We start from the raw sequence: 25806 nt of genomic DNA, 5'->3' as shown, positions 1-25806 counted from the left end.
TTGACAGTTTGCCGTGTCAAAAAATAGTTGGTATTAAATTTGAAAGTTGGCATTTGAAATGAGTTATAAGCGTTGGAATGTAGAGAAGGCAATTGTTTTAGCACTGCGGGAACTTGGCGGAACAGCCTCACGAAAAATAATCCGCCAGACAATTGCTGCAAATGAATATGCTAATCTGAAGTATGAGGATGTCTATGATACTAAAGTCAGTGCACGGACCGGACGATCGTATAATCCCTTCCTATACGATTTCAACTTTGGGTTAAAAAATCTACTTACAGTTGGTTATATTAGTTCTATAGAATGGGGAAAGGAAGTTTCGCTGACAAGTATTGGCAGAACTGATTCATTATCACATTATCCGACCTCTGAACAAAACCAACTAGTTACGAACTATTGGAATCAAAAGACACGTGAAAGAGCACACCGGAAATTAACAGCAATGCAGGAAGCTGATGACAAGTTGGCAGATAGGGATGAAGACCTGGTCGTAATCGATGATCCAGAGTCGCAGCAAGATGCAGATGAATCACAATGGAAGAGTGATTTAATTGAATGTTTAAAAAAATTCAATCCTGGAAAGTTTGAAAACTTTTCGCGAGCATTGATTTCAAAAATGGGTGTGACCATTGATAAAAATCGTGGTGTGGTACGTTCAGCTGATCACGGTATCGATGGCTTTGGTTATTTTAAATCCGACGAATTTCGTACTAGCCGGGTGGCAATTCAGTGCAAACGGTATACGCAGGACCAGGTATCCGAGCCTGAAATTGATAAATTTAAGGGCGTCATGGATAGTTTTAATGCTGAATATGGTATCTTTGTGACAACTAGTCATTTCACCAACCGAGCTAAAGCTAAGGCGATGCAGGGGAATAATACGGTAACACTCATCGATGGTCAGGAGTTAGCTGATTTAGTTGAAAAATATGAATTACAGATTACCCCCATTAAAACATATACTTTAAATGCATATTATTATGAACAAGATTGATTGGGCTTTGAGTGTGTTGAAGTTTGATCAATAAAGTAAGATAAAAAACTGATACCCCTGCTGAGTTAATCCACAACTCAGCGGGGGTTTTGAAAAGGATATATATGATGTTTAAATGCTTTAGTGAGGGGAATCACGGTTTGGACATTAAGGCCTTGATCAAAATTGCAAAAAAACAACCCACCACTGTAGGCTGTTGTTGACAAAAAATGAATTCAGTCACGTCATGTGTCAAGTAGTCAATTATCATTAAAAACGTCAAAGCCATATCCTTGAATGTGCTGTTTCAACAGTGTCAAATAGCGCTGGGCTGTCGTGCTTAATTCGATTTTTTTATGGCGCAGGTATCCAAGGGTCATGGCATCGTCCACTTTTAGTGGGATTGCCACAATTTTTTCGTCATTGAGTTCACTGCTGATGATGCCTGAACTGATCGTGTAACCGTTCAAACCCACCATCAAGTTGAAGATCGTGGCCCGATCACTGATGCGGATATGTTTTTTATGAGGCAGCGTACTGAGAATTTCTTCTGCAAAATAAAAGGAACTCGTATCGCCCTGCTCATAAGAAAGGTAGGGATAGTCTCGTAGGTCATCCAAAGTCAGTTCTTGCTTGTGCGTTAACGGGTTATCACGACCCACGAAGACGTGTGGGTGGGCCTCGAATAACGGGACGAAGCTTAAGTCTTTGTCAGCAATCAAACGGCTAAGCACGGTCTGATTGAACCTATTAAGGTAAATGACGCCGAGTTCGCTTTTCAAAGTCTGAACGTCATTGAGCACGTTGGCCGTTTCAGTCTCGCGTAATGTGAACTGATAAGTATCGCCACCAATTTCCTTGACCAATTCGACAAAGGCGTTCACGACAAACGCATAGTGTTGCGCAGAGACACTAAAGATCCGCTTGCGAACGGTTCCCTGGCCAAAATGTTCGTTGAGTAAATTAACTTGATCGAGGACGCTGCGGGAATAGTTAATGAATTCACGGCCCGCATCCGTCAAAGTGATCCCCGTTTTATGACGATAAAATAGTTGTACTTGATATTCCTTTTCGAGTTCTTTCATTGCTTGGGATAATGAGGGTTGGCTGATAAATAGTTGTTTGGCCGCCTCGTTGATTGAGCCGGTCGTGGCAATTTTTTCTAAGTAGCGCAATTGTTGAATACGCATTAAGTGCACCTCCTGAGAAATGTCTGGTTTCAGTATCTAGTTAACGCATGATTGTAGCTGGCGTGATTGAATAAATTATTTAAGTTATAGGTGTTGCCTATTATATCATCAATGTAATCAGTCTTATCTATTTTCTAATCAGATTGTTATAATAAACTCATTAAGACAGACACGGAGGATGATTACATTATGACACAAACACATTTCCAATTGGTTGGCTCACTCTTACGCCCGGCTAGTTTACTTACTTATAAAAATCAAATCGAACATCGTGACGATATTCAATACCCATTCTATGAGGCTTTGCCGGGCTATCAGGCTGCCGAAACAGCGGCAGTGAAAAAGGTGATTGCCACCGAAAAAGCGCATGGTATTGATGTGCTAACGGATGGCGAATATACGAAGTCAATGTGGCATTTAGATTTTATCTGGGGGTTTAGTGGGGTTCGGCGGTTTATTGCGGATGAAGGTTATAATTTTCGTGATCATGACGGCAGTGATTTTGAAACACGTAAAGATATTGGCATTGAAATCACGGCGCCACTTTCGGGTAAGCATCATCACTTCATCGATATTTATCAGCAACTTAAGGCACAAGCCGATGGTAATGACGTTAAATTAACGATCTGGAGTCCCGCGCACGCCTTTGTTGAGTTTGGATACATTGATAAGTTATATGGCCCGGACCAGGTTTACAAGACTGTTGATGACTTGCATGCAGGCTTACTCGGGGCGTATAAAGAATTCTTAACGGATTATCAGGCTGCGGGTGGCAAAATCATTCAATTTGATGACTGCTTGTGGGAAGTGTTTGCCAGTGATAATCAGCAAAGTCCCTTTGGTGCTGGAAATGGCAGTCTCCAAGAATTAGCTGATGTGGCTGTCAACACTAATAATGAATTAGTTGATTTTGGTCATCAATTAGGATTGAAAGTTTGGACGCATAATTGCCGTGGTAACTATGAAAGTCGGCACTTTGCGGAAGGCAGTTACAATACGATTGCTAAGAAGTTCCTGCATGATCAACACTACGACCGTTTCTTCCTTGAATGGGACGATGACCGCGCCGGTGATCTTTCAGCGCTCAAGGTACTTGAGGACCGGCCGAATGTGGAAGTCGTCTTGGGACTGTTATCCAGTAAAACCAATACCTTAGATGATGAAGATCGTGCGTTACGGTTACTGACACAAGCTAGTCAAATCTTGAATAAGGACCAGTTATATTTATCCCAGCAATGCGGCTTCGCTTCGTGTGACTCAGGCAACGAGTTAACGGAGGCTCAGCAGTGGGCAAAGATTGATCAGGGACAAAAGATTGCGGCTAAATTCTGGGATTAAGTCACGTCAGTTAGTTAGCTGACGGCTATCAAACGACAATCAAATAAGCGCGACGGTTACAGTCACCTTGATGAGGGACTGTGACGTCGCGCTTATTTGTGGTCGGCAGTAGGCGAACTGTGTATATGATTATGATTGTAGCGACGGACATTATCAACGAAGCGTTAATCTAAGTGGGGTTGTGCGATGAGCTTTGACTAACGAACTAATTGACAGTTATCGCAAGCTTGCACCCAGTAAAATGGTACAGAGATTCCGGTTAACTAAATTAACGTGAAGATGTCTTGGGCAGCAGGTCAATGGGCGGTTTCAAAGCATGGTCGGTGTAAACATGGTAAAATATAGATTGCTGCACCATGCTAGTCCTAGACTAGTAAGCGTGGGATGTTTAGTTCATGAATGCACAGTGACTAACGGCTTCAGCGAATGAGTGCATTAGTAGCGGTTAGTGCAGAATACTTAAGCATGTCACCACTGGAACTAGCAGCATCGGCTTGACAGCCAGTGCTGTTAAAAAATTTTAACAATGATCAAAGCTTGAAGGCATTCACGCCACGAGAAAAAGGAGCACAACGTAATGGCAAATATTCAATGGTACCCAGGTCATATGGCCAAGGCGATTCATCAAATTCAGGACAATTTACACTTAGTTGATATTGTTTTTGAATTGGTCGACGCCCGGATTCCAGTGGCTTCCCGGAATCCAGAAATTGAAAAAACGGTTCAACAAAAACCACACCTCTTAATTATGACCAAGAAGGACTTGGCAGATCCCCAAGCGACAGCTGACTGGGTCAAGTATTATGAAGACCAGGGTCAAGTTGCGATCGCGGTCGATTCACGTAGTCGCACGATTGGTAAGCAAATGACGCAAGCGGCTAGTGACATGTTGGCTGACAAGTTAGCCAAGATTGCAGCTCGCGGTATTACTAATCGGCCAATCCGCGCGGTCTGTGTCGGTATTCCCAACGTTGGTAAATCGACCTTATTAAACCATATTGTCAATAAAAAAATTGCCAAAGTCGGTGATCGTCCGGGCGTTACTAAGGGCCAGCAGTGGCTCAAAGCGTCCAATAAATTGGAATTACTCGACACCCCAGGGATTTTATGGCCGAAGTTTGAAGACCAAGTCGTTGGGACCAAGCTGGCCGTCACGGGTGCGATCAAGGAAAATATCTATCCTAACGATGACGTTGCTTTGTTTGCCTTGGACTTCTTCAAGCAGCACTACGCGACACGCTTAGTCGACCGTTACCATTTGACAGCTGATCAGTTGGCCTTACCAAATCCAGAATTACTGATTGCGATGACCAAAAATGCGGGGATGCGCGATGATTGGGAACGTTTCTGCGTGGCTTTCCTCTTAGATATTCGTAAGGGTCGGCTTGGGCGCTTTACGCTCGACTTAACGGGGGATCAACCCGATGCCTGAACGAACGATTGCGGATTTTAAACGGCTACTGGCTGAGCAACCAACGGCAGCACTTCTAGCCGCGGCCCAAGCCGATCCTCGCAAGGGCGTGCAACAGGCTTATCAACACTATTTGCGACAAGCTGAAAAACAGGCGGCATTAGTGACACGTTTTAATCAACATATGCGTTTAGAACGGGATTTTTGGGCCCACGGCGGACAATACGTTGCTGGGATCGATGAAGTTGGTCGCGGTCCGTTAGCTGGCCCGGTCGTAACTGCCGCTGTGGTCTTGGACGATCATTTTGATTTGCTAGAAGTCAATGATTCAAAGCAATTAACAGCCAAGAAACGGGCGGCCCTGATGCCACGGATCCTAGAAGAAGCGGTCGCCGTGGGAATCGGCGTTGCGGATGCGCAGCAGATTGATCGATTGAATATTTACGAGGCGACCCGGGTCGCAATGGCCCAGGCCGTTCATAATTTGCCGGTTCAACCAACGCGCTTACTAGTTGACGCGATGCAGGTGCCAGTGCCGATTGAACAGACTCGTTTAATCAAAGGTGATGCAAAGAGTGCCAGTATCTCAGCAGCTAGTATTGTCGCTAAAGTCGTTCGGGATCACTTGATGACAATGTACGATCAAGTGTATCCCGGGTACGACTTTGCTGATAATATGGGCTACGGGACTGCTAAGCATTTGGCCGGGTTGGCCAGTCTCGGGGCCACTCCGATTCATCGCCAATCTTTTTCACCGGTTCGAAACGCTAAGCGCGCGTAAATCCGTAACTACTTCTTAAAGCGAGTGCCTGCTCAGCATCTTGGGACAGGCCGGATGCGTAAAGAAAGTGGTGGGCACCGTGCAATTACGAAGTTTATTAGTTCGGTTACAAGTCGTCCAGGGGATTGGTTATGCAGGGATGGTGCGGGTATTACAATATTGTCGCGCGTCACGCCGTGTCATCACTGAGCCTTCTAAGATTAGTCGGGTTGCTAAGCTAACACCAAGCCAAGTGGCACGCTTTACAGCTGATTGGCGGAGTGCGGCGTTTCAACGGCGTTTACAACGACACGCCCAAGTTGATATTTTGACGATTCTAGACGCTGATTATCCATTAGCGTTGCTAGAAGGCTATCAGCCACCGCTTGTCTTATTTTTGCGTGGACAACGGGAATTGTTAGCGACACGCCAACTTGCTGTCGTTGGTGCCCGGCAGGCAACATCATATGCAGAGCGGGCGGTAGCTCAGTTATTAGCACCGTTAGCAGCGGAAAAGGTAACGATTGTTAGTGGGTTAGCGAAGGGCGCCGATGGTTTTGCTCACCGTGCTGCCCTTCGTTTTGGCTTGCCCACAATTGCAGTCATTGGAACTGGCCTAGATATTAGTTATCCCCGTCAACATCGCGAATTACAGCAGCAGATTAGTCAGGTCGGCTTATTAATTAGTGAGTATCCACTAGGTGTCGGTCCTGAACCATACCATTTTGTGGCTCGCAACCGGATTATTGCCGGGCTATGCCAAACGGTCATGGTGGTTGAGGCACAGGCCCATTCGGGGAGTCTGATCACTGCTAATTTGGCCTTACAGAACAACCGCAATGTTCTAGCAGTACCCGGACCAATCGATGCCCCATTCTCGGCTGGTTGCAATCAATTGATCGTGGCCGGAGCCAAACCAGTCCTAAATTCACGACATATAATAGAAGAGTTTTTACCAAAAATTTGACAACACGAAATTTTTGAAATATGATTACAGGGATTTCTTAAACTGATATTTATAATAATGATGATGAAACCTGTAAGGAGCTGATTGCGTGGCTGCAAGTACAACTAAAGCCAAACCAGCGGCAAAGCGGAAGACCGCAACTAAAACCGCGACTAAGCGGAAAAGTAAAGCACCCGCTAAAAAATTGGTGATTGTAGAATCACCATCTAAAGCAAAAACGATTGAAAAATATTTAGGTCGTTCTTATAAAGTCGTTGCTAGTCTGGGCCATATTCGGGATTTACCGAAGAGCAAGATGGGTGTCGACGTGGATAACGACTATCAACCGCACTATATCTCGATTCGTGGTAAGGGTGATGTGATCAAGGGATTGCGGAAAGAGGCTAAAAAAGCCAAAGCCGTGTACCTCGCATCTGACCCGGACCGTGAAGGGGAAGCCATTGCTTGGCACTTATCCTATTTATTAGGGTTAGACCCTAAGGATAAAAACCGGGTCGTCTTCAATGAAATCACCAAGGATACGGTCAAAAACGCCTTTAAGGAACCACGTTCAATTGATATGGACCTAGTGGATGCCCAACAGGCCCGGCGGATTTTGGACCGATTAGTGGGTTATTCGATTAGTCCATTATTGTGGAAAAAGGTCAAAAAGGGATTATCGGCCGGTCGGGTGCAATCGATCGCGCTAGATTTGATCATTCAACGTGAAAATGAAATTAAAGCGTTCAAACCCCAAGAGTATTGGACGATCGATAGTGAATTTCAAAAGGGCCGTTCCAAATTCATGGCGAGTTTTTATGGCACCCATGGTAAGAAGCAACCTTTGGATGACAACGATGCGGTCCAAAAAATCTTGGGCCAATTAGATCGCAATGGCGATTTTAATGTCGTCAAAGTCGTCAAAAAGGAACGCAAACGGTTCCCAGCACCGCCATTTACGACTTCCACCATGCAACAGGATGCCAACCGGAAGTTGAATTTCCGGACGCGTAAGACGATGATGGCGGCACAACAATTGTATGAAGGCATCAACGTTGGTGGTAAGGAAGGTAGCGTCGGCTTAATCACTTATATGCGGACTGACTCGACTCGGATCTCGTCGATTGCCAAGCACGAAGCGTCACAATTCTTGCATAAAGAATATGGCGCAGAATATGCGGCCACCAAACCTGTCAAGGGCAAGTTACCAGAAGGCGCTCAGGATGCCCATGAAGCAATCCGGCCCTCATCCGTCTTCCGGACACCAGCTAGCATCAAAGACTACTTGACGAAGGATCAATTCCGGTTATACCAGCTGATCTGGTCACGGTTTGTGGCTAGTCAGATGACGCCTGAAGTCCTCGATACGATGGCGGTCACGATCGACCAAAATGACGTCCAATTCCGGGCGAACGGGTCGAAGACGAAGTTTGCTGGTTTTACGAAGATCTACGATAAGACGGAAAAGAATAACGTCTTACCAGATTTGAGTGAGGGCGACGTGGTCAAGTTATCGAAGACTGATCCACAACAACACTTTACCCAGCCACCAGCACGTTACTCTGAAGCCAACCTCATCAAAGCATTGGAAGAAAATGGTGTTGGGCGGCCGTCAACGTACGCGCCAACCTTGGATACGATTCAGCGGCGCTACTACGTCAAATTAGAAGCGCGCCGGTTTGTGCCAACTGAACTCGGTGAAATCGTTAACGATATTATTCAGGAATACTTCCCGGATGTCGTTAATGTCGGTTTTACTGCCAGTTTAGAAGAACAGCTGGATGCGACTGAAGAAGGTAAGGAAAACTGGGTCGAAGTCGTCGATAGTTTCTACAAGCCGTTTTCTAAAGAAGTCGCAACGGCCGAGGAAAGTATGGAGAAAATCCAAATCAAAGACGAATTGGCGGGTTTCAATTGTGATATTTGTGGCGCCCCAATGGTTGTGAAGATGGGCCGCTACGGCAAATTCTTTGCCTGCTCCCGTTTCCCGGATTGCCGTAATACGAAGCCAATCGTTAAAGAAATTGGTGTCGTTTGTCCGCAATGCAAGCAGGGCCAGGTCATTGAACGGAAATCGAAGAAAAACCGGATCTTCTATGGTTGTTCCCGCTTCCCAGATTGTGACTTTGTCTCTTGGGATAAGCCGGTTGGCCGCGATTGCCCGAAGGATGGCCATTACCTGGTCGAAAAGAAGGTCAAAGGTGGCAAGCAAGTGCTTTGTCCAAATGGCGATTATACTGAAAATGTGCAAAAATAAATCAAAAAATGGTCATCTACGGATGATCTTTTTTTGTGCATTGTAAAATAACACGTACAATTCTCGAGAAGCCATTGATAAAATTCACCATCACGACTGATTGACAAGTGTTTTCTCGGAAAAATAAGCGCCCACTTAAATTAATGTTCGCCTTAAGCTTGACGATGGACATGGCACTGCAGGATTTGCTGATGCCATTAGTTGTCTTCTGCTAGTTTCTCAGGTATGATGACAACAATACTATCAATGGTATGACAACAAGAAAAGAGGAATTCTGGATGGCATCAATACCAACAGTAAACGTCATTGGCGCTGGCTTAGCCGGCTCGGAAGCAGCGTGGCATATTGCCAACATGGGCGTCAATGTTCGCTTGTACGAAATGCGACCAAGTAAAATGACCCCCGCCCATCACACGGCGCAATTTGCAGAACTAGTGTGCACAAACTCACTGCGGGCGAACCAATTAGCCAACGCGGCGGGCCTACTAAAGGCCGAAATGCGGCAGATGGATTCGATCGTGATGCAAGCGGCTGAACACCACGCTGTCCCAGCTGGCGGTGCACTAGCCGTTGATCGCGACACTTTTTCTGCCGAAATTACGGCGGCCATCACTGATTTACCAAACGTGGAAGTCATTAACGAAGAAATCACGAGTCTTCCAGATGGCATTACAGTCGTGGCGACCGGCCCATTAACCGCGGCGTCCTTAGCAAAATCGATTCAAGCGTTCAACGATGAAGATGACTTACACTTTTTCGATGCGGCGGCACCGATTTTAACGAAGGATTCGATCGATATGGATAAGGTTTACCTCAAGTCACGTTATGACCGGGGGGAAGCGGCCTATCTCAATTGTCCGATGACGGAAGCAGAATTTGACGTTTTCTACGACGCGTTGATCCATGCCGAAATGGCCGAAGCCCATGATTTCGAAAATTCGGATGTCTTTGAAGGCTGTATGCCGATTGAAGTGATGGCACAACGTGGGCGCCAAACGATGCTATTTGGTCCACTTAAACCAGTGGGTCTTGAAGATCCGAAGACGGGCAAGCAACCCTTTGCAGTCGTTCAGTTACGTCAAGATGACGCGGCCGGCGATCTATATAATATTGTGGGCTTCCAGACCCACCTTAAGTGGGGCGAACAGAAACGGGTCTTTTCATTGATTCCTGGCTTAGAGAACGTTGAATTTGTCCGTTATGGTGTCATGCATCGTAATACCTTTATGAAATCACCAAAACTATTAACGCCAACTTATCAGACGCAGCAACGGCCTGACCTATTTTTTGCGGGCCAAATGACGGGCGTCGAAGGCTATATCGAAAGTGCGGCGAGTGGGATCGTTGCGGGGACGAATGCGGCCCGGTTAGCGCTAGGTCTAGATCCGGTAGTATTCCCAACGGACACGATGATGGGGGCAATGGCCCACTATATCACACACACGAGTGCTAGCAATTTCCAACCAATGAATGCGAACTTCGGGATCATGCCGAAGCTGAAGCAACGCATTCGTGATAAGCGCGAACGGAATACGGCGATTTCTGAACGGGCCTTGGCCGACCTAGCAACCTTTAAAGATGAAACGTTGACTGTTAACAACTAAAATATCGCCTATAACAGGGTGCATAATTGTGTTTTCCTCCATACTTTGCTAAAGTAGCAACGTATGGAGGTTTTTGCATGGAAACGGATTATTTAACCCTCTTTTTAAAGTATATTCGGGTGGAACGTCAGTATTCGGAAGAGACGGCCGCGGCTTACCGTGAAGATATTCAGGCTTTTAATGATTTCTTAACGGCAAATGGCGGTGCGAAAGCGTATACTAAAGTTGACCGGTTAGATGTTAACGTCTATTTGAGTCATTTATATGACCGGCACTTGACCCGCAATTCAATTGCTCGGAAAGTTTCAAGCTTGCGGTCGTTCTATAACTTTTTAGTTAAGAATGATTTAGCAAAATTGAATCCGTTTGTGTACGTCCAACTCAAAAAACACGCGGCTCGCTTGCCCCGCTTTTTCTATCAAAAGGAGCTGGACGTATTATTTCAAACCGTCTATGCGGATGATAGTGTGATGGGGGCCCGGAACGCGGCGTTGTTAGAAGTTTTGTATGGCACCGGGATTCGGTTGAGTGAATGTGTCGATTTACAATTAGCCGACGTTGATTTCGATCTTAAGATGATGTTGATTCGTGGGAAGGGCGATAAGGAACGCTACGTGCCGTTCGGTCGGTACGCGGCCGCTGCCCTTCAACATTACGAAACCGTCTGCCGACAACCAGTGATGGCCAAATATGAGCAGACGCACCAAAGCGTGTTTATTAACCGTCATGGCGGGCCGATTACTGGTGGCGGGATCGAATATGTCTTGAATCAAATCGTTAAAAAAAGTAGCTTGACGGCGGATATTCATCCCCATATGCTCCGGCACACGTTTGCGACGCAGATGCTGAATAATGGTGCTGACTTGCGGACCGTGCAGGAGCTGTTAGGTCATACGAGCTTGTCCACGACGCAAATCTATGCGCACGTGACCAAGGAACATTTACAACAAGATTATCGTCAATTTTTCCCACGGGCAACGCGGGAATCGACAAAGGAGACTGAACATGACAGTGAAATTTGAAGCAACTACTATTTGTGCGGTTCGCCAGAATGGCCATAATGCCATGGCTGGTGATGGCCAAGTCACGATGGGTGAAAAAGTCGTAATGAAGGGCACCGCCCATAAAGTTCGGCGCATTTATAATGATCAAGTCGTCGTGGGGTTTGCCGGGAGCGTCGCGGATGCGTTCAACCTTGAAGATCGTTTTGAAAAGAAACTCAACGAATTTTCTGGCAACTTACAGCGGGCGGCCGTTGAATTAGCCCAAGAATGGCGCAGTGACCAAGCGTTACAAAAACTAGAAGCATTGTTGATCGTGATGAACAAAGATGAGATGTTACTTGTTTCTGGGAGTGGTGAAGTAATTACCCCAGATAACGACGTCTTAGCTATTGGTTCTGGGGGTAACTTTGCCTTGGCTGCGGCGCGCGCCATGCAGTTGCATGCTAAGGACATGAGTGCTAAGGAAGTCGCTGAAGCGGCCATCAATATCGCTGGCGACATTGATATTTTTACTAACCATAACGTCATCTCAGAAACTTTGTAATGTAGGAGGAAACTCGCATGGAAGAAATCAATAAGACACCGAAACAAATTGTGGCCGCACTTGATAATTATGTCATTGGCCAAAACCAAGCCAAAAAAGCGGTGGCCATCGCGTTACGTAATCGCTATCGGCGGATGGAACTGTCGGCTGAAATGCAGGAAGAGATTACCCCGAAAAATATGCTGATGATCGGACCAACCGGGGTCGGAAAGACGGAAATTGCGCGTCGATTAGCCAAGATCGTGCACGCCCCATTTGTGAAAGTTGAAGCAACTAAGTTTACGGAAGTTGGCTATGTTGGTCGCGATGTTGAATCAATGGTGCGGGACTTGGTGGACGTGGCCATCGAAATGGAAAAACAGCAGGCTTATTCCGGTGTAAGAGCTAAAGCGGTCCAAGCTGCTGATAAACGGTTGGTCAAGTTATTAGTGCCCGCCCAAAAGAAGCAAGCTAAAAGCAATGGCAACGAATTCCAAAATATGATGAATATGTTTAGTCAGATGCAAAATGGTCAGACCCCCAACGTTGATGATGCAAATAACGAAGAAGTGACGGATGCCGTCCGTAATCAACGGTTATCGGTTGCAGATCAGTTGAAAACTGGCCGCTTAGAAAATTCAGAGGTCACGATCGAAATGGATGATCCACAACAGGCAGCTGCTGGCAATAATAATATGCTCGGCCAAATGGGGATTGATCTTGGTGATAGCCTAGGGGCCTTAATGCCGAAGAAGCGGATTCAACGGACGATGCCAGTTGCGGAAGCACGGGAAATCTTAGTCCGCGAAGAATCTGAAAAATTAGTCAACAATGCTGACATTTATCACGATGCGATTGTTCGTGCTGAAAATACTGGGATCATTTTTATTGATGAAATTGATAAGATCACTAAGGGTGGTCAACAAGGTTCTGGTGAAGTTTCACGCGAAGGGGTTCAACGGGATATTTTACCAATTGTTGAAGGGTCACAAATTTCAACAAAATACGGGCCCATCAATACGGATCATATTCTGTTTATTGCTTCCGGAGCCTTTGCAGAAAGTAAACCGAGTGATTTGATTGCTGAATTACAAGGCCGTTTTCCAATTCGCGTTGAATTAGATGATCTAAGTCAAGACGACTTTGTTAAAATTTTAACGGAACCGAAAAACGCCTTGATCAAGCAATATATTGCTTTGATTGGGACTGACAATATTAAAGTAACGTTTACGATCGAAGCCATCGAAGCGATTGCGACGATTGCTTATAAAGTTAACCACGAGACCCAAAATATTGGTGCGCGCCGGTTGCACACCATTTTGGAAAAGCTCCTGGAAGAATTGCTATATGAAGGACCAGACATGGAAATGGGCGAAGTCACGATTACGGAAAGCTACGTTAATGACCGCATCGGGAACATTGCGCAGGATAAGGATCTTAGCCGCTATATTTTATAATTATAAGGGGGACGTTTACGCGGATGACAGTAGAATTAAAGAATGAGTACCTGACCGTTTTAATTAACGAAGCCGGGGCTGAACTAAGTAGTGTCAAGTCTAATGACGGTATCGAGTACATGTGGCAGGCCGACAAAACTTTTTGGGGTCGGCACGCACCCGTGTTATTTCCAATCGTTGGTCGATTGAAGAATGATCAATATACCGTTGCTGGTCAGGCTTATCATATGGGACAGCACGGTTTTGCCCGTGATAACGATTTTACGGTCGTGAAGCAAACGGCAACGCAAGCAACGCTTGAACTGACTGATAGTAGCGCAACGCGGGACATGTATCCGTATGCGTTTCGCTTACGCTTGATTTATACGCTGACGGATCATGAATTAACCGTTAACTACAATGTGCATAATCCAGCTAATCAAGAATTACTGTTTGCAGTTGGGGGGCACCCGGCCTTTAACGTGCCACTTGCTGATTCAACCGCAACTTTAGCTGATTATAAAATTACGGTGGCGCCACGGAAGGTTTATTCACATATTCCGTTACAAGCACCGTTAAATGATGCGGCTAATGCGGATGATTTTGACTTAACGAAACCGTTGGCGCTCAGTCGAGACTTGTTTAAAGATGATGCCTTGATTTTAGCGCTGGATCATCATGAAACGACATTGATGTTGGATACTGATCGGGATGATCATGGGGTGGCCATGACAATCGAAGACGCACCATATGTCGGCATGTGGTCTCCATACCCCGCAGAAGCGCCATTCGTGTGCTTAGAGCCATGGTGGGGCATTGCGGATAACGTTGATAGTGATGGCCAATTAAGTCATAAGATGGGCATTAATCGGCTTGCAGCGAACCAGACGTTTGATGCCAAATATGCGATTAGCTTTTTCTAACTAAAATTACGATGATTTAGCAAAACCGGTCGACAGGCTTGACCGGTTTTTTGGTGTGATCAGGAAGATAAACAGAAGTATATTGTATCATGTTACTTTAACTAAAATAGCAAAACCAAAAACCAGCAACTAAGCTTACCAGTTCCTAACTAAAAGACCACTCAATAATGAAGTGGTCTTGAAAGTCACGCGATTATTTGCGATTGGCCCGTTGCTGACGTCGCCAACCGAGTCCGAAGTGCACCAATGATTCGGTCCCATTTTTGATACGTGCAATGTTACTGCGGTGCCGATAGAAGATGAAGAGGGTCAATGCAAAGGCCACGAGTGATAGCAGCCAATCTTGATAGTAAAAAATCGCAATCAACGTGACGATTGGGAAGGCCGTCATACTAGCAACACTAACCATACTGGTCGTGTAAACTAACAGTAGCATGATGGCACTCGCAATCAAGAAAAATTCCCAATTATAAGCCAGTAAAATCCCGGCACTGGTGGCAACGGCCTTGCCACCTTTGAAGCCGATATAAATTGAGAAAGTATGTCCTAAAATGGCTGCTAGTCCGATCAATAAGGTATACCGGTTATTCATATGAAACAGCAAGGTCGGTTGCAGTGCTGCGATGGTGCCCTTTAGAATATCCATCACCATGACAATTGTCCCAGCGGTCGGACCCAGAACCCGATACGTGTTGGTGGTGCCGATGTTACCACTGCCTGCTTGACGAATATCAGTGTGAAAGAAAAACTTGCCAATAATGACACCCGAAGGAATCGCGCCAATTAAATAGGCGATGATCAGCATAATTATTATTTTCAAAGTTGGTTCCTCCTGCAATAGAATCAATCAATATTTTAGCATTCTTTTTAAGATTGTGGGAATTAATTGGTTTAAAAAATGATGTTTGCGTGTCAAATTATGAAATTAAAATGATTTTTTGATAATTTTTATATGGCTAAAAGCTGACGGTAAAGGTCTTTAAAGCGCTAACTAGCAAATTAGTCACGCGTTTTAAGAACTAGTCGTGACCACTAATAAGTTTATTCATTGAACTGGCGCTTAGAATCAACATGAGGTAAGCTAGTAGGTGGCTTTAATTTTTTAGTTGTATCGTTTATTGCGAACGTATGTTTGCTTTTTGGATCAGTAACGTGTATGCTAACAGATAATGAGCATACGTGATAATGAAGTTTTCAATACGATTACGTCTTGACAGGTCGAGGCTTTTAGGACTATTTTATTACGGTTACCTTAAAGTATTACTTGATGAGGCAGATTTATAAATATCAAAGGAGTTGTGAGAATGGCCAAGAAAAGCCCAAAATATGATGATTCTTCAATCCAAGTACTTGAAGGATTAGAAGCCGTTCGGAAACGTCCCGGAATGTATATCGGTTCTACGGACGGCCGCGGACTCCATCACTTAGTTTATGAAATTGTTGATAATGCCGTTGATGAAGCCTTAGCTGGCTATGGTAAAGAAATTAACGTGATTATTCACGCTGATAACAGTATCACCGTTGTCGATCATGGTCGTGGAATGCCGGTTGGAATGCATGCATCTGGCATTCCAACACCTGAAGTTATCCTAACAGTCTTACATGCTGGTGGTAAGTTCGGCCAGGGTGGTTATAAGACTTCTGGTGGGTTGCATGGGGTCGGTGCGAGCGTCGTTAATGCGTTGTCGTCCGAATTAACGGTAACGATCATCCGTGATGGTTACCGCTACGTTGAACACTTCAAAGATGGTGGTCATCCCGTTGGTACTCTCGAAAAGAAAGGGAAGACTAATAAGCCAACTGGAACGACGATGACTTTTAAGCCGGACGCTAGTATTTTTACAACGACGGTTTATAATTTTCAAACGTTGGCCGAACGGTTGCGTGAATCCGCATTCTTGCTGAAAGGTGTCAAAATTACGCTGACTGATGAACGGGAAAATCAGCAGCAGGAATTGGTCTTCCATTACGAAGATGGTATCAAGGCGTTTGTCAGTTACCTCAACGAAGATAAGGACACCCTTGGGGATATTATGTTCTTTGATGGCACTAAGGAAAGCGTCGAAGTTGAAGTCGCTGCGCAATACAACGATGGCTATTCGGAAAATTTGTTGTCATTCGTCAATAACGTGCGGACGCCCGATGGTGGGACGCACGAGGTCGGGTTCCGCAGTGCCTGGACGAAGGCGTTCAATGAATATGCCCGCAAAGTTGGCCTATTGAAGGACAAGGATAAAAATTTGGAAGGCTCCGATGTCCGTGAAGGGCTATCCGCTGTTATTTCATTACGGGTACCGGAAAATCTCTTACAATTTGAAGGTCAAACTAAGGAAAAGCTCGGGACACCCGAAGCCCGGACGATCGTTGATAACATCGTGAGTGAACAACTTCAATTCTTCTTGATGGAAAATGGCGAATTTGCGCAAATGTTGATTCGCAAATCAACGAAAGCTCGGCAGGCCCGTGAAGCTGCTCGCAAAGCCCGTGATGAAAGTCGAAATGGTAAGCGGCGGCACAAGCAAGAACGGCTACTTTCTGGGAAATTAACGCCAGCGCAGTCTAAAAACGCTAAGAAGAATGAATTGTTCTTAGTCGAAGGGGATTCGGCCGGTGGTTCAGCTAAACAAGGACGTGATCGAAAATTCCAAGCTATCTTGCCATTACGTGGTAAGGTATTGAATACTGAGAAAGCCAAATTAGCTGATATTGTCAAAAATGAAGAGATCAACACCATGATTTACACAATTGGTGCTGGCGTTGGCCCCGAATTTGACCTTAAAGCAAGTAATTACGATAAAGTCATTATTATGACCGATGCCGATACCGATGGTGCCCATATTCAGATTCTGTTACTCACGTTCTTCTACAAATATATGCGCCCCATGATAGATGCTGGCAAAATTTACATCGCTCTGCCACCGTTATATCGGTTGCAAAAGAAGCAAAACAAGCAATTGCGGACGGAATATGCTTGGACCGATGAGGAATTAACGCTCAAGACCAAGTCATTTGGTAAAGGCTACGCACTCCAACGTTACAAGGGACTCGGTGAAATGAACGCGGAACAGCTATGGGAAACAACCATGGATCCTGAAAAACGGACTTTAGTCCGAGTTCGCATCGATGACGCGGCGCTAGCGGAAAAACGAGTCACAACGCTAATGGGTGACAAAGTTGAACCTCGTCGGAAATGGATCGAAAGTAACGTCCACTTTAATTTAGATGAAGATGGATCATTGTTAGATAACGAGGCCGTCTCATCCGCACATGAACAGGCCGATGAAGAATTGGCCCAACAGCTAAAACAATAGAGGGGGTCGTAAAATGGCAACTGAACAACCAAAAATTCAAGAACTAACTCTTGAAGACGTCATGGGCGACCGCTTCGGCCGTTATTCTAAATATATTATTCAAGAACGCGCCTTGCCAGATATCCGTGATGGCTTGAAGCCAGTACAACGGCGAATCCTATACGCGATGAATCAGGACGGGAACACCTTTGACAAAGCTTTCCGTAAGTCCGCTAAGTCAGTCGGAAACGTCATGGGTAATTTTCATCCCCATGGTGACTCTTCGATTTATGAAGCAATGGTGCGGCTTAGTCAGGACTGGAAACTGCGAGAACCGTTAATTGAAATGCACGGGAACAATGGCTCCATGGACGGTGATCCGGCTGCTGCCATGCGGTATACCGAGGCACGTTTGAGTAAAATTGCTGGTGAAATGCTTCAAGACATTGATAAAAAGACTGTCGATATGGTCCTAAATTTTGATGACACGGAGTATGAACCCACTGTTTTACCGGCCCGCTTCCCTAACTTATTAGTTAACGGGGCAACGGGGATTTCGGCCGGTTACGCAACGGAAATTCCGCCGCATAACTTGAGTGAAGTTATCGACGCGATTTTATTCCTGATGAATCATCCTAAGGCAACACTTGAAGACTTGATGGACTTTGTCAAGGGGCCCGATTTCCCAACTGGGGGGATCATTCAAGGATTAGCAGGCATCAAACAAGCCTATGAGACTGGCCGTGGGCGTATCGTGGTACGTTCACGAACCAAGATCGTGCCACTTAAGGGGAATAAATCACAGATTGAAGTTTCAGAGATCCCTTATGAAGTTAACAAGGCGCAATTGGTGAAAAAAATTGATGAAATTCGCATTCTGAAGAAGATCGAAGGAATCGCCGAAGTTCGTGATGAAAGTGACCGCCAAGGACTATCGGTGGTGATTGAATTAAAGCGTGACGTCAATGCAGAAGGTATTCTGACATACTTACTCAAAAATACCGATCTACAGATTACTTATAACTTCAACATGGTGGCTATTTATCATCAGCGACCTGAACATGTTGGCCTCAAGACAATTCTAGCGGCCTATTTGGAACATCAAAGAGACGTTGTAACCCGTCGGACCCAGTTTAACTTACAAAAGGCTGCGGATCGCCAGCACATCGTTCAAGGCTTAATCAAGGCGATGTCCATTCTCGACCAAGTGATCAAGACGATCCGTGGTAGTAAGGATAAGAAAGATGCCAAGCAGAATTTAGTTAGTCAATTTGATTTTACTGAAATTCAGGCTGAAGCCATCGTGACGATGCAACTATACCGGTTAACCAACACCGATGTGACTCAGTTAGAAAAAGAAGCCGCTGAACTAGCCAAGTCCATCGAAGCTTATCAACTGATTTTGGCGGAACCTAAAGAACTCGATAAAGTTTTACGGCGCGAATTGAAAGCTGTTCAAAAAGCTTATCCAACTAACCGTTTGACTGAGATTCAAAACGAGATTCAAGAACTAAAGGTTAAGACCGAGGTCGTGATTCCACAAGAAGACGTCATCGTCATGATCAGCCATGATGGCTATATCAAGCGAACTAGTTTACGCTCTTACTCGGCATCTGAGCCTGATGATAATGGGCTTAAAGATGAAGATTATCCAATCTATCTAGCTAAGAACAGTACTTTAGATCATTTAATGATGTTCACCAACATGGGCCATCTAATCTACCGACCGATTTATGAAATTGCTGACGCCAAGTGGAAAGATACCGGCGAACACATTTCTCAGACGATCGGGTTGGCCGACAACGAGCGCATCACGTGGGTCTATTCTTTTGAGAATCTTAAAGCTACCGGGAAATTCTTAGTGGCAACTAGTGACGGTTATATCAAACAAACCGCCTTTGCTGATTACACGCCGGGCCGAACTTATAAGACCCGGGCTAGCCAGTTTATAAAAATGAAGTCAGATAACGCAAGCGTTGTGACGGTCAAATACTTACCAGCCGCGCCAACAGGAACCTTGATTTTGATCACGCAACATGGTTATGGCCTGCGCTATGATTTGAGCGAGATCCCAACAATTGGTGCGAAAGCGGTCGGCGTCAAGTCCATGGATCTGCGCGATGATGCGATTGTGCGGGCAGCCATTGCGGCTAATGATGATGTGATTGCAATGATTACGCAGCGTGGTTCGTTTAAAAAAATGAAAGTGGCCGATCTCCCAATAACAAGTCGGGCCCGTCGTGGGGTACAGGTTTTACGCGAACTGAAAAATAATCCACACCGGGTTGCTGACTACGTCTTAGTGGCTAATAATGCTAATGGGGTAGCACTTGATGTGTTGACTGATCGTGGCAAGCACCATTCAATTTTAAATGATGACCATCCGGTCAGCGCGCGTTATTCTAATGGTTCTTTTGTCGTTGATACTGACACGGAGGGCGAGCCCGTTGCCATGCAGATTCATCCCATTCCGCTCACTGTATAGTTTTTAATGCGAATACTTGCACGTTAACGGCCATTCGATTAAGATAATGTTATGGCAGGGTAAAAGATTATGAATTAGTTAAGCTTTATTTACCGATAACAACCGCTTGCTTTCATCTTGAATCTTGTATAAAATTATAGATATTATAAGATGGCGATAAGAAGAAAGGATCAGGTAAAATTCATGAAGACAACTCAAGAAAGTATTTTCTCATCGAAAACGTTAACGTATTTCTTGCAACTAGCTGAAACGATGAATTACACGCAAGCAGCTCAAATTTTAGGAATTACCCAACCAGCATTGACCCAACAGATCAAAAAACTAGAGCGTACGGTTGGTGCCCCTTTGTTTTATTCGGTTGGAAAAAAGTTACGACTCTCTGACGCAGGTTACACAATGCTCAATGCGACGCACAGCATTTATAATGTTCTTAACAAGGCGACTGATGAAATTCAACAAACTACGAGTGCAACTCAAGGGACGATTAACATTGGGGTTTTAGCCTCAATTGAAGATCACGTCTTTGAAGATTTTGCTATCAAGTATTATGAAGCAAATCCGAATGTGATTATTTCATTACACATGTTGACGCGTAAAGAGATTTGGGAACGGTTGGAAAATAACCGAATTGATTTGGCTGTCATGTACTTGCCTGATGAAAGTATTAAGAACTGGAAACCATATCAATCCAAGAAGATTATCCAAGATGAATTATTATTTATTTCGGGTGATGAAAAGTTAGCTAAGAAGAAGCGGATCAAGTTTAAGGATACAACGCTTAATCCGTGGGTCACTTACCCTGAAAACTATTACTTGGATCAAGTGGTTAAAGAATCTTATAAGAACCAATTGGCGGATTTACCAACGGCAGTCGCTCGTTTCACGACACCGCAACAAATTTACCGCTTCGTGGCAGCTACTAACACTAATACGGCTTTGCCAAATTCATTTATGGTGGCTAATCCAGCAACTGATAAGCTGCATACGTTATCATTTGAACCAGCCATCAAGTTCGATTTAAACTTTGTCTTCCGTAAAGATAAGGACCAAATTCCACGAATCAAGAATTTCCTTGATGAATTTGACACTTACCTACGAGCTGAAGATTATATTTCACGGTTACAAAAGATTAATCAAAAATAAGTTTTAAGGGAGTTTTGTGCTAATGAGTAAGGAATTAGTTTTTGGACATCAAAATCCTGATACCGACGCAATCGTGGCGGCCAAGGCGTTCTCATACTTTGAAAATAAAGTGGGGGCGGACACTGAAGCAGTTGCATTAGGCGAACCAAACGAAGAAACCCAATTTGTTTTGGACTACTTTGATGAACCAGCACTACGGGTGATTACTAAGGCCAGTGATGAAGTTGACAGTGTCATGCTTGTCGACCATAACGAACCACAACAAAGTGTCAGTGACATTGCTGACGTTACGGTTAGCCATGTAGTTGATCATCATCGAATTTCTGGTTTTGACACGGCACAACCATTATTTTACCGAGCCGAACCACTTGGTTGCTGCAGTACTGTCATTTACAAGTTATTCCAAGAAAATGACATTGAAATTCCTGCCAAGTTAGCTGGATTGATGTTGTCTGCAATCATTTCAGATACGTTACTCTTAAAGTCACCAACTACAACGGAAACCGACGTTGCAGTTGTTAAAGACTTAGCTAAAATTGCTGATATTGATTATGAAACATATGGTTTAGCCATGCTTAAAGCGGGTACTAACCTTGACAGCAAGACTGAAAAGGAATTAATCGATGCCGATGCTAAGTCATTCGAGATGGCTGGCAAAACAGTCCGGGTTGCGCAAATCAATACAGTTGACTTGGATGACGTTTTCAAGCGCCAAGCTGCGCTAGAAGCTGCTGCTAAAGACGAAAATGCAAGTGACGGCTATGATTTATTCTTAATCTTGGCAACTAATATCTTAGATAGTAACTCTGAATTATTAGTTGTTGGTAACCCAACGGAACCCGTTGAGCAGGCCTTTGGTAAGACGATTGCTAACAACCGTTTGAGTTTACCAGGTGTCGTTTCACGTAAGAAGCAAGTTGTCCCTCAATTAACGGACGCCTTCAACGCTTAATTGACAAATCAGTTTAAAAGAAGCTGCCACTTGTTGGAGCTTCTTTTTTGCATTCTAGATAAATTGAGGTATGATAAATATTGTAATTAGATTGTACACAACTTAATTACAGGAAGGACTGATAGCAATGGATAAGCAAAAAGATGAATTACGCCAACGTCTGACGCCTGAACAGTACGCCGTTACTCAAGAGGCCGCAACTGAACGACCATTTAGTGGTGAGTATGATAATTTTTATCAGGAAGGCATTTACGTGGATGTTGTTAGCGGGCAAGTGCTTTTTAGTTCACGTGATAAATATGATGCCGGCTGTGGTTGGCCATCCTTCACGAAACCAATCGATCAGAATAACCTTAATGAACATCGTGATGAATCGTTTGGAATGCATCGAACAGAAGTGACGAGTACGCAAGCAAATTCACATTTGGGTCATGTCTTTCCAGATGGGCCAACTGATCGAGGTGGGCTTCGGTACTGCATTAATTCGGCAGCACTGAAGTTCATTCCAGTTGCCGACCTTGAAAAGACTGGCTATGGCCAGTATCAGAGTTTATTTAAATAATTGAGTTAATAAACGGGAGGAATTTAGATGACAGAGACTGCAATATTTGCTGGTGGTTGTTTCTGGTGCATGGTCAAACCGTTTGACCAGCAGCCAGGGATTAAGTCCGTCGTTTCGGGTTATACCGGTGGGACCGTTGCCAATCCCACGTATGAACAAGTTGCTAGTCACACGACTGGGCACACTGAAGCGGTTGAAATTACTTTTGACCCAGAAGTAATCAGTTATGCCGACTTGGTTGAAATCTATTGGCGTCAGACCGATCCAACCGATGCTTCTGGCCAATTTCAAGATCGTGGCGACAGCTATCGACCGGTAATTTTTGTTAATAGTGAAGCGCAGCGTCGAGTGGCAACGGCTTCACGAGATGCTCTTGCCGCTAGTGGTAAGTTTGCTGAGCCGATTGTGACAACCATTGAAGATGCCAAGCCATTTTATCCCGCAGAGGCCGAGCACCAGGATTTTTATCGCCGTAATCCATTCCGTTATCAGATTGAAGAGATGGGCGGACGTGAAGCCTTCATTAAACAGCATTGGCAGTAAACCAGATGATGTTTAAGCGTTGAGAATAGGTCAGATTTGGGAGCTTCATATCGTTTGGACATCGTCTCGATAAATACTAGAAATACGAATAAACCAACCTGCAACCACAGCAATCGTCGCTGGGGCTAGTAGGTTGGTTTTTAAGTATAATTATGATTGTTAACTTGCTTGGTACGCGTCTAATGCCGAATAAAACGATTTTTTGACCGAGTCACGAATATTTAAATAAGTAATATAGTCAGACAATTCATGAACATTACTAGTCAAAGGAAAATCGAAATCTGAGTGCGCATAACATGCGGCTGGTGCAAACGGTCCGTTCTGTTCAATAAACGGTTCCAACCAACGATAGAACGTCATCAAATCATCCTTTCAAATACTTTTGTTAATCAATAAAACTAGTTTAACTGCAAAAAAACGTGTTGTACAGGCGTTTTAAGGCTTCTTAATTAACTAGCAAATTCCACGTAATGCTTGTGACGCGTTTGTAAAGTTATGTAAAGTAAACGCAATAACGTAAAGTTACTTTAACTAAAAAAGCTAGCTGTATTCAGTTAGCTTATCAGTGTTGCCTTAGTCTACTTTGGTAGCTTTTAAAATACGTAAATCACGTTGTCGTAGCAAGTTTTGGTAATATTCAAGGCTAGTTTCATCTAACCGTAGTTGTTGTATGATCTCAGTCGGTTCGGTCGTCCGATGCTGATTGAGAAACCAAAGTATGAAGTCCTGACGCAGTGCAACAGGCTTTAATGGCACACCTAAACGTTGACTATCACCCGCTAAGTATTTGTGTAATGCTGCCAGGGTGATATGTGGATCAGTTCCACGATGACGTTGCTTTAAAAAGAGATCCGAACTGCCACTTCGAGTCTGTAATGGCTGCAAATAGGCATGTAGTTTAACCAAAAAAGTCTGTTCTGAAGCAGTAAAGGTAATTGTGTTCAATTGCTGATAAAACCCCGGTGTTAGCATCTCTGTGGCGGTATAACCCTTGGTCGTCAGCAACAAAAATAAGCGGGTGTATGGATGGAGATCATCAATTGTCAGCCAAGCAGCTAGTTGCTCTGGCCAAGAAGTTGTTTGTTGCATGTTAGTCAGTGGTTGCCCCTTAATTGTAAAGGTCGGTAAAGTTGTAATGATTCGATGCGAAAATAGATAGCTGAAATAGCCATTTAAATTCGACAAGCATTTGTTCAACGTCGATATTTTGAATTGGCGTTGTTCACGGAGCATATCTAAATAAGCTTGAATATCATTTTCAGTTAAATCTGCCAATAATTGATCTTTAGCAAAAGTTTCATTGAAATGTTGCTCATAGTTGAAAAAATCAGCCAAGGTTAATTCGTACTGCTCAATAGTACTAGCTTGTTTACCAGCAGTTTCTAATGATGCGAGGAAGCTTTTGGCATACGGGAATTTTGCGGCCATTGGTAGTAGGACATCCTTTCTGGGTTTGAATTCTTACTTTAACTAAAACATAAAATTGAAACAAAAACAAGCGATCTGACCGCTGTTGAGAGGCGCATTCTAAGCACGTGTTCGTTTGTTAGTTGAACGAGTGGTCATCAAAAGAACCGTAGAATCGACATGGATATCAGCAAATCATGAAAATAGATGCAAGTCTGTAATAACTAGATTTAGTAGTTTGAAAGTATTTGAACTTTTAGTGATTTGAATAAGCTAATTCAAATTGATTAAAAAACTTTGTTGAAATTCAATCGATTAATTTCAGTGTTGATGTTTTAGTGAATCATAAAAAAACAATTTAAGTGAAGCGTGCACCTTGAAAATATGAACAGCAAAAATGTTCACGACGAAATAATGATTCGCAAACAAATTCGCAAAAAAGTTGGTGTACAGTAAAAGGACACCACAGGGGACCAAATTAGGTCGTGGGGGAGCGATTTTTGTTTTGATTCTACTTTGTATAATATATATTATGTAAACTAGAAAAAGTAAAAAAAGCCCCCCTCACTAAATATGACGATTCACCTTGAACGCCTTAGCATTTTAGCATTAGTTGCGTTGATAAACGTGTTTTGTCGTTTTAATTTATAGTCGGCCAAAAATAATTTAGAAAATATATTCAGGTAAAAAAATTTGTGCTACTTTTGGCTGTAATAACATTTGCTGTGCTTGCGATGATAAGCATTTTGTACAAGTTGCTGCCGTGACAAAGTGGTTTTTGTGTTATGGAAACCGATGATGATGGCCTAGTATTGATTCAATAAACCGGTTGCGCTATGCCTTGAACTACATGATCAGTAATCCCAACATATCGATATAAGTATTATGACGATGCTTAACCTTGTTTGTAGTTAACCCATAGAAGCCTCAGGTCGTGTATCGAGACCAGCTTGCGGTAATTAAATTGTAGACAGACTATGCTTGGCTAGTTGATAATTTCACGGACCAATTCGCTAGGCGTTTCATTGATAAGCTGCCAGACAATACTCGATCACGTGT

Annotated in this window: 21 protein-coding genes; 17 read left to right on the top strand and 4 right to left on the bottom strand. The window is 44.0% G+C overall.

Annotated features, from left to right (window positions below; all coding sequences use genetic code 11):
- Positions 1-58 precede the first annotated feature (58 nt).
- Positions 59-994 (top strand): restriction endonuclease, encoded by a 936-nt coding sequence (locus tag LP667_RS07680; RefSeq protein WP_021731569.1) that lies wholly within the window; start codon positions 59-61, stop codon positions 992-994.
- 239 nt (positions 995-1233) lie between these two features.
- Here LP667_RS07680 and LP667_RS07675 read toward each other — a convergent pair whose 3' ends face one another.
- Positions 1234-2163 carry a LysR family transcriptional regulator gene (locus LP667_RS07675; RefSeq protein WP_021731567.1) on the bottom strand — a complete coding sequence of 310 codons (930 nt, stop codon included), beginning with the start codon at positions 2161-2163 and terminating at the stop codon, positions 1234-1236.
- Between the two features lie 189 nt (positions 2164-2352).
- On the opposite strand from LP667_RS07675, the gene LP667_RS07670 reads away from it, so the two are divergent.
- From LP667_RS07670 to LP667_RS07620, 10 genes are all read left to right on the top strand, one after another.
- Positions 2353-3501, top strand: a complete 1149-nt coding sequence (locus LP667_RS07670; protein WP_021731566.1) for a cobalamin-independent methionine synthase II family protein — start codon at positions 2353-2355, stop codon at positions 3499-3501.
- A gap of 577 nt (positions 3502-4078) precedes the next feature.
- Positions 4079-4933, top strand: coding sequence for a ribosome biogenesis GTPase YlqF (gene ylqF / locus LP667_RS07660; RefSeq protein WP_021731565.1), 855 nt, complete (start codon positions 4079-4081; stop codon positions 4931-4933).
- Positions 4926-5693, top strand: a complete 768-nt coding sequence (locus tag LP667_RS07655) for a ribonuclease HII (protein ID WP_021731564.1) — start codon at positions 4926-4928, stop codon at positions 5691-5693. The genes ylqF and LP667_RS07655 overlap by 8 nt, the downstream gene beginning before the upstream one ends.
- A 79-nt stretch (positions 5694-5772) precedes the next feature.
- Complete coding sequence (gene dprA / locus LP667_RS07650; protein WP_021731563.1) at positions 5773-6639, top strand: DNA-processing protein DprA; 867 nt, start codon at positions 5773-5775, stop codon at positions 6637-6639.
- An 88-nt stretch (positions 6640-6727) separates the two neighbouring features.
- Entirely contained in the window at positions 6728-8875 is a 2148-nt protein-coding gene (gene topA / locus LP667_RS07645; protein ID WP_056988289.1) for a type I DNA topoisomerase, read from the top strand.
- Positions 8876-9153: 278 nt separating this feature from the next.
- Positions 9154-10479, top strand: coding sequence for an FADH(2)-oxidizing methylenetetrahydrofolate--tRNA-(uracil(54)-C(5))-methyltransferase TrmFO (gene trmFO / locus LP667_RS07640; RefSeq protein WP_021731561.1), 1326 nt, complete (start codon positions 9154-9156; stop codon positions 10477-10479).
- Between the two features lie 77 nt (positions 10480-10556).
- Positions 10557-11501, top strand: coding sequence for a tyrosine recombinase XerC (xerC, locus tag LP667_RS07635; protein ID WP_021731560.1), 945 nt, complete (start codon positions 10557-10559; stop codon positions 11499-11501).
- Complete coding sequence (hslV, locus tag LP667_RS07630; protein ID WP_021731559.1) at positions 11485-12027, top strand: HslVU peptidase proteolytic subunit; 543 nt, start codon at positions 11485-11487, stop codon at positions 12025-12027. Before xerC ends, hslV begins: the two co-directional genes overlap by 17 nt.
- Before the next feature lie 17 nt (positions 12028-12044).
- Complete coding sequence (gene hslU / locus LP667_RS07625) at positions 12045-13463, top strand: ATP-dependent protease ATPase subunit HslU (RefSeq protein ID WP_021731558.1); 1419 nt, start codon at positions 12045-12047, stop codon at positions 13461-13463.
- A gap of 23 nt (positions 13464-13486) precedes the next feature.
- Positions 13487-14365, top strand: a complete 879-nt coding sequence (locus LP667_RS07620) for an aldose 1-epimerase family protein (protein ID WP_021731557.1) — start codon at positions 13487-13489, stop codon at positions 14363-14365.
- Positions 14366-14558: 193 nt separating this feature from the next.
- On the opposite strand, the gene plsY is transcribed toward LP667_RS07620, so the two are convergent.
- Positions 14559-15185 carry a glycerol-3-phosphate 1-O-acyltransferase PlsY gene (gene plsY, locus LP667_RS07615; RefSeq protein WP_003644419.1) on the bottom strand — a complete coding sequence of 209 codons (627 nt, stop codon included), beginning with the start codon at positions 15183-15185 and terminating at the stop codon, positions 14559-14561.
- 484 nt (positions 15186-15669) lie between these two features.
- Between plsY and parE the strand changes: the two genes are divergently transcribed.
- The 6 genes from parE to msrA all read left to right on the top strand — a co-directional run bounded on the left by parE (position 15670) and on the right by msrA (position 23340).
- Positions 15670-17676: a DNA topoisomerase IV subunit B gene (parE, locus tag LP667_RS07610; protein WP_021731556.1), complete on the top strand. Its 2007-nt coding sequence runs from the start codon at positions 15670-15672 to the stop codon at positions 17674-17676.
- A gap of 13 nt (positions 17677-17689) precedes the next feature.
- A complete protein-coding gene (gene parC / locus LP667_RS07605) occupies positions 17690-20140 on the top strand; it encodes a DNA topoisomerase IV subunit A (RefSeq protein ID WP_021731555.1) in 2451 nt (816 codons plus the stop codon).
- 183 nt (positions 20141-20323) lie between these two features.
- Positions 20324-21283 (top strand): LysR family transcriptional regulator, encoded by a 960-nt coding sequence (locus LP667_RS07600; RefSeq protein WP_021731554.1) that lies wholly within the window; start codon positions 20324-20326, stop codon positions 21281-21283.
- 22 nt (positions 21284-21305) lie between these two features.
- Positions 21306-22235: a manganese-dependent inorganic pyrophosphatase gene (locus LP667_RS07595; protein ID WP_021731553.1), complete on the top strand. Its 930-nt coding sequence runs from the start codon at positions 21306-21308 to the stop codon at positions 22233-22235.
- A gap of 127 nt (positions 22236-22362) precedes the next feature.
- Entirely contained in the window at positions 22363-22797 is a 435-nt protein-coding gene (gene msrB / locus LP667_RS07590) for a peptide-methionine (R)-S-oxide reductase MsrB (RefSeq protein ID WP_021731552.1), read from the top strand.
- A 27-nt stretch (positions 22798-22824) separates the two neighbouring features.
- Entirely contained in the window at positions 22825-23340 is a 516-nt protein-coding gene (msrA, locus tag LP667_RS07585) for a peptide-methionine (S)-S-oxide reductase MsrA (RefSeq protein ID WP_021731551.1), read from the top strand.
- Between the two features lie 159 nt (positions 23341-23499).
- Here the strand turns inward: msrA and LP667_RS07580 are convergent, their stop codons facing one another.
- Together LP667_RS07580 and LP667_RS07575 are read right to left on the bottom strand one after the other, a co-directional pair.
- Complete coding sequence (locus tag LP667_RS07580) at positions 23500-23700, bottom strand: sterile alpha motif-like domain-containing protein (protein WP_003640551.1); 201 nt, start codon at positions 23698-23700, stop codon at positions 23500-23502.
- A gap of 213 nt (positions 23701-23913) precedes the next feature.
- Entirely contained in the window at positions 23914-24768 is an 855-nt protein-coding gene (locus LP667_RS07575) for a phage integrase N-terminal SAM-like domain-containing protein (protein WP_021731550.1), read from the bottom strand.
- Positions 24769-25806: the final 1038 nt, after the last annotated feature.

It is taken from the genome of Lactiplantibacillus paraplantarum, from assembly GCF_003641145.1.
GTDB lineage: Bacteria > Bacillota > Bacilli > Lactobacillales > Lactobacillaceae > Lactiplantibacillus > Lactiplantibacillus paraplantarum.
This window is presented reverse-complemented; position numbering and strand designations above follow the sequence as displayed.

What these genes read in the sequence shown, in the direction of transcription:
- LP667_RS07680 (WP_021731569.1), top strand. Translation starts at nt 59, where the DNA reads ATGAGTTATAAGCGTTGGAATGTAGAGAAGGCAATTGTTTTAGCACTG.
- LP667_RS07675 (WP_021731567.1), bottom strand. Translation starts at nt 2,163, where the DNA reads ATGCGTATTCAACAATTGCGCTACTTAGAAAAAATTGCCACGACCGGC.
- LP667_RS07670 (WP_021731566.1), top strand. Translation starts at nt 2,353, where the DNA reads ATGACACAAACACATTTCCAATTGGTTGGCTCACTCTTACGCCCGGCT.
- ylqF (WP_021731565.1), top strand. Translation starts at nt 4,079, where the DNA reads ATGGCAAATATTCAATGGTACCCAGGTCATATGGCCAAGGCGATTCAT.
- LP667_RS07655 (WP_021731564.1), top strand. Translation starts at nt 4,926, where the DNA reads ATGCCTGAACGAACGATTGCGGATTTTAAACGGCTACTGGCTGAGCAA.
- trmFO (WP_021731561.1), top strand. Translation starts at nt 9,154, where the DNA reads ATGGCATCAATACCAACAGTAAACGTCATTGGCGCTGGCTTAGCCGGC.
- xerC (WP_021731560.1), top strand. Translation starts at nt 10,557, where the DNA reads ATGGAAACGGATTATTTAACCCTCTTTTTAAAGTATATTCGGGTGGAA.
- hslV (WP_021731559.1), top strand. Translation starts at nt 11,485, where the DNA reads ATGACAGTGAAATTTGAAGCAACTACTATTTGTGCGGTTCGCCAGAAT.
- hslU (WP_021731558.1), top strand. Translation starts at nt 12,045, where the DNA reads ATGGAAGAAATCAATAAGACACCGAAACAAATTGTGGCCGCACTTGAT.
- LP667_RS07620 (WP_021731557.1), top strand. Translation starts at nt 13,487, where the DNA reads ATGACAGTAGAATTAAAGAATGAGTACCTGACCGTTTTAATTAACGAA.
- parE (WP_021731556.1), top strand. Translation starts at nt 15,670, where the DNA reads ATGGCCAAGAAAAGCCCAAAATATGATGATTCTTCAATCCAAGTACTT.
- parC (WP_021731555.1), top strand. Translation starts at nt 17,690, where the DNA reads ATGGCAACTGAACAACCAAAAATTCAAGAACTAACTCTTGAAGACGTC.
- LP667_RS07600 (WP_021731554.1), top strand. Translation starts at nt 20,324, where the DNA reads ATGAAGACAACTCAAGAAAGTATTTTCTCATCGAAAACGTTAACGTAT.
- LP667_RS07595 (WP_021731553.1), top strand. Translation starts at nt 21,306, where the DNA reads ATGAGTAAGGAATTAGTTTTTGGACATCAAAATCCTGATACCGACGCA.
- msrB (WP_021731552.1), top strand. Translation starts at nt 22,363, where the DNA reads ATGGATAAGCAAAAAGATGAATTACGCCAACGTCTGACGCCTGAACAG.
- msrA (WP_021731551.1), top strand. Translation starts at nt 22,825, where the DNA reads ATGACAGAGACTGCAATATTTGCTGGTGGTTGTTTCTGGTGCATGGTC.
- LP667_RS07580 (WP_003640551.1), bottom strand. Translation starts at nt 23,700, where the DNA reads ATGACGTTCTATCGTTGGTTGGAACCGTTTATTGAACAGAACGGACCG.
- LP667_RS07575 (WP_021731550.1), bottom strand. Translation starts at nt 24,768, where the DNA reads ATGGCCGCAAAATTCCCGTATGCCAAAAGCTTCCTCGCATCATTAGAA.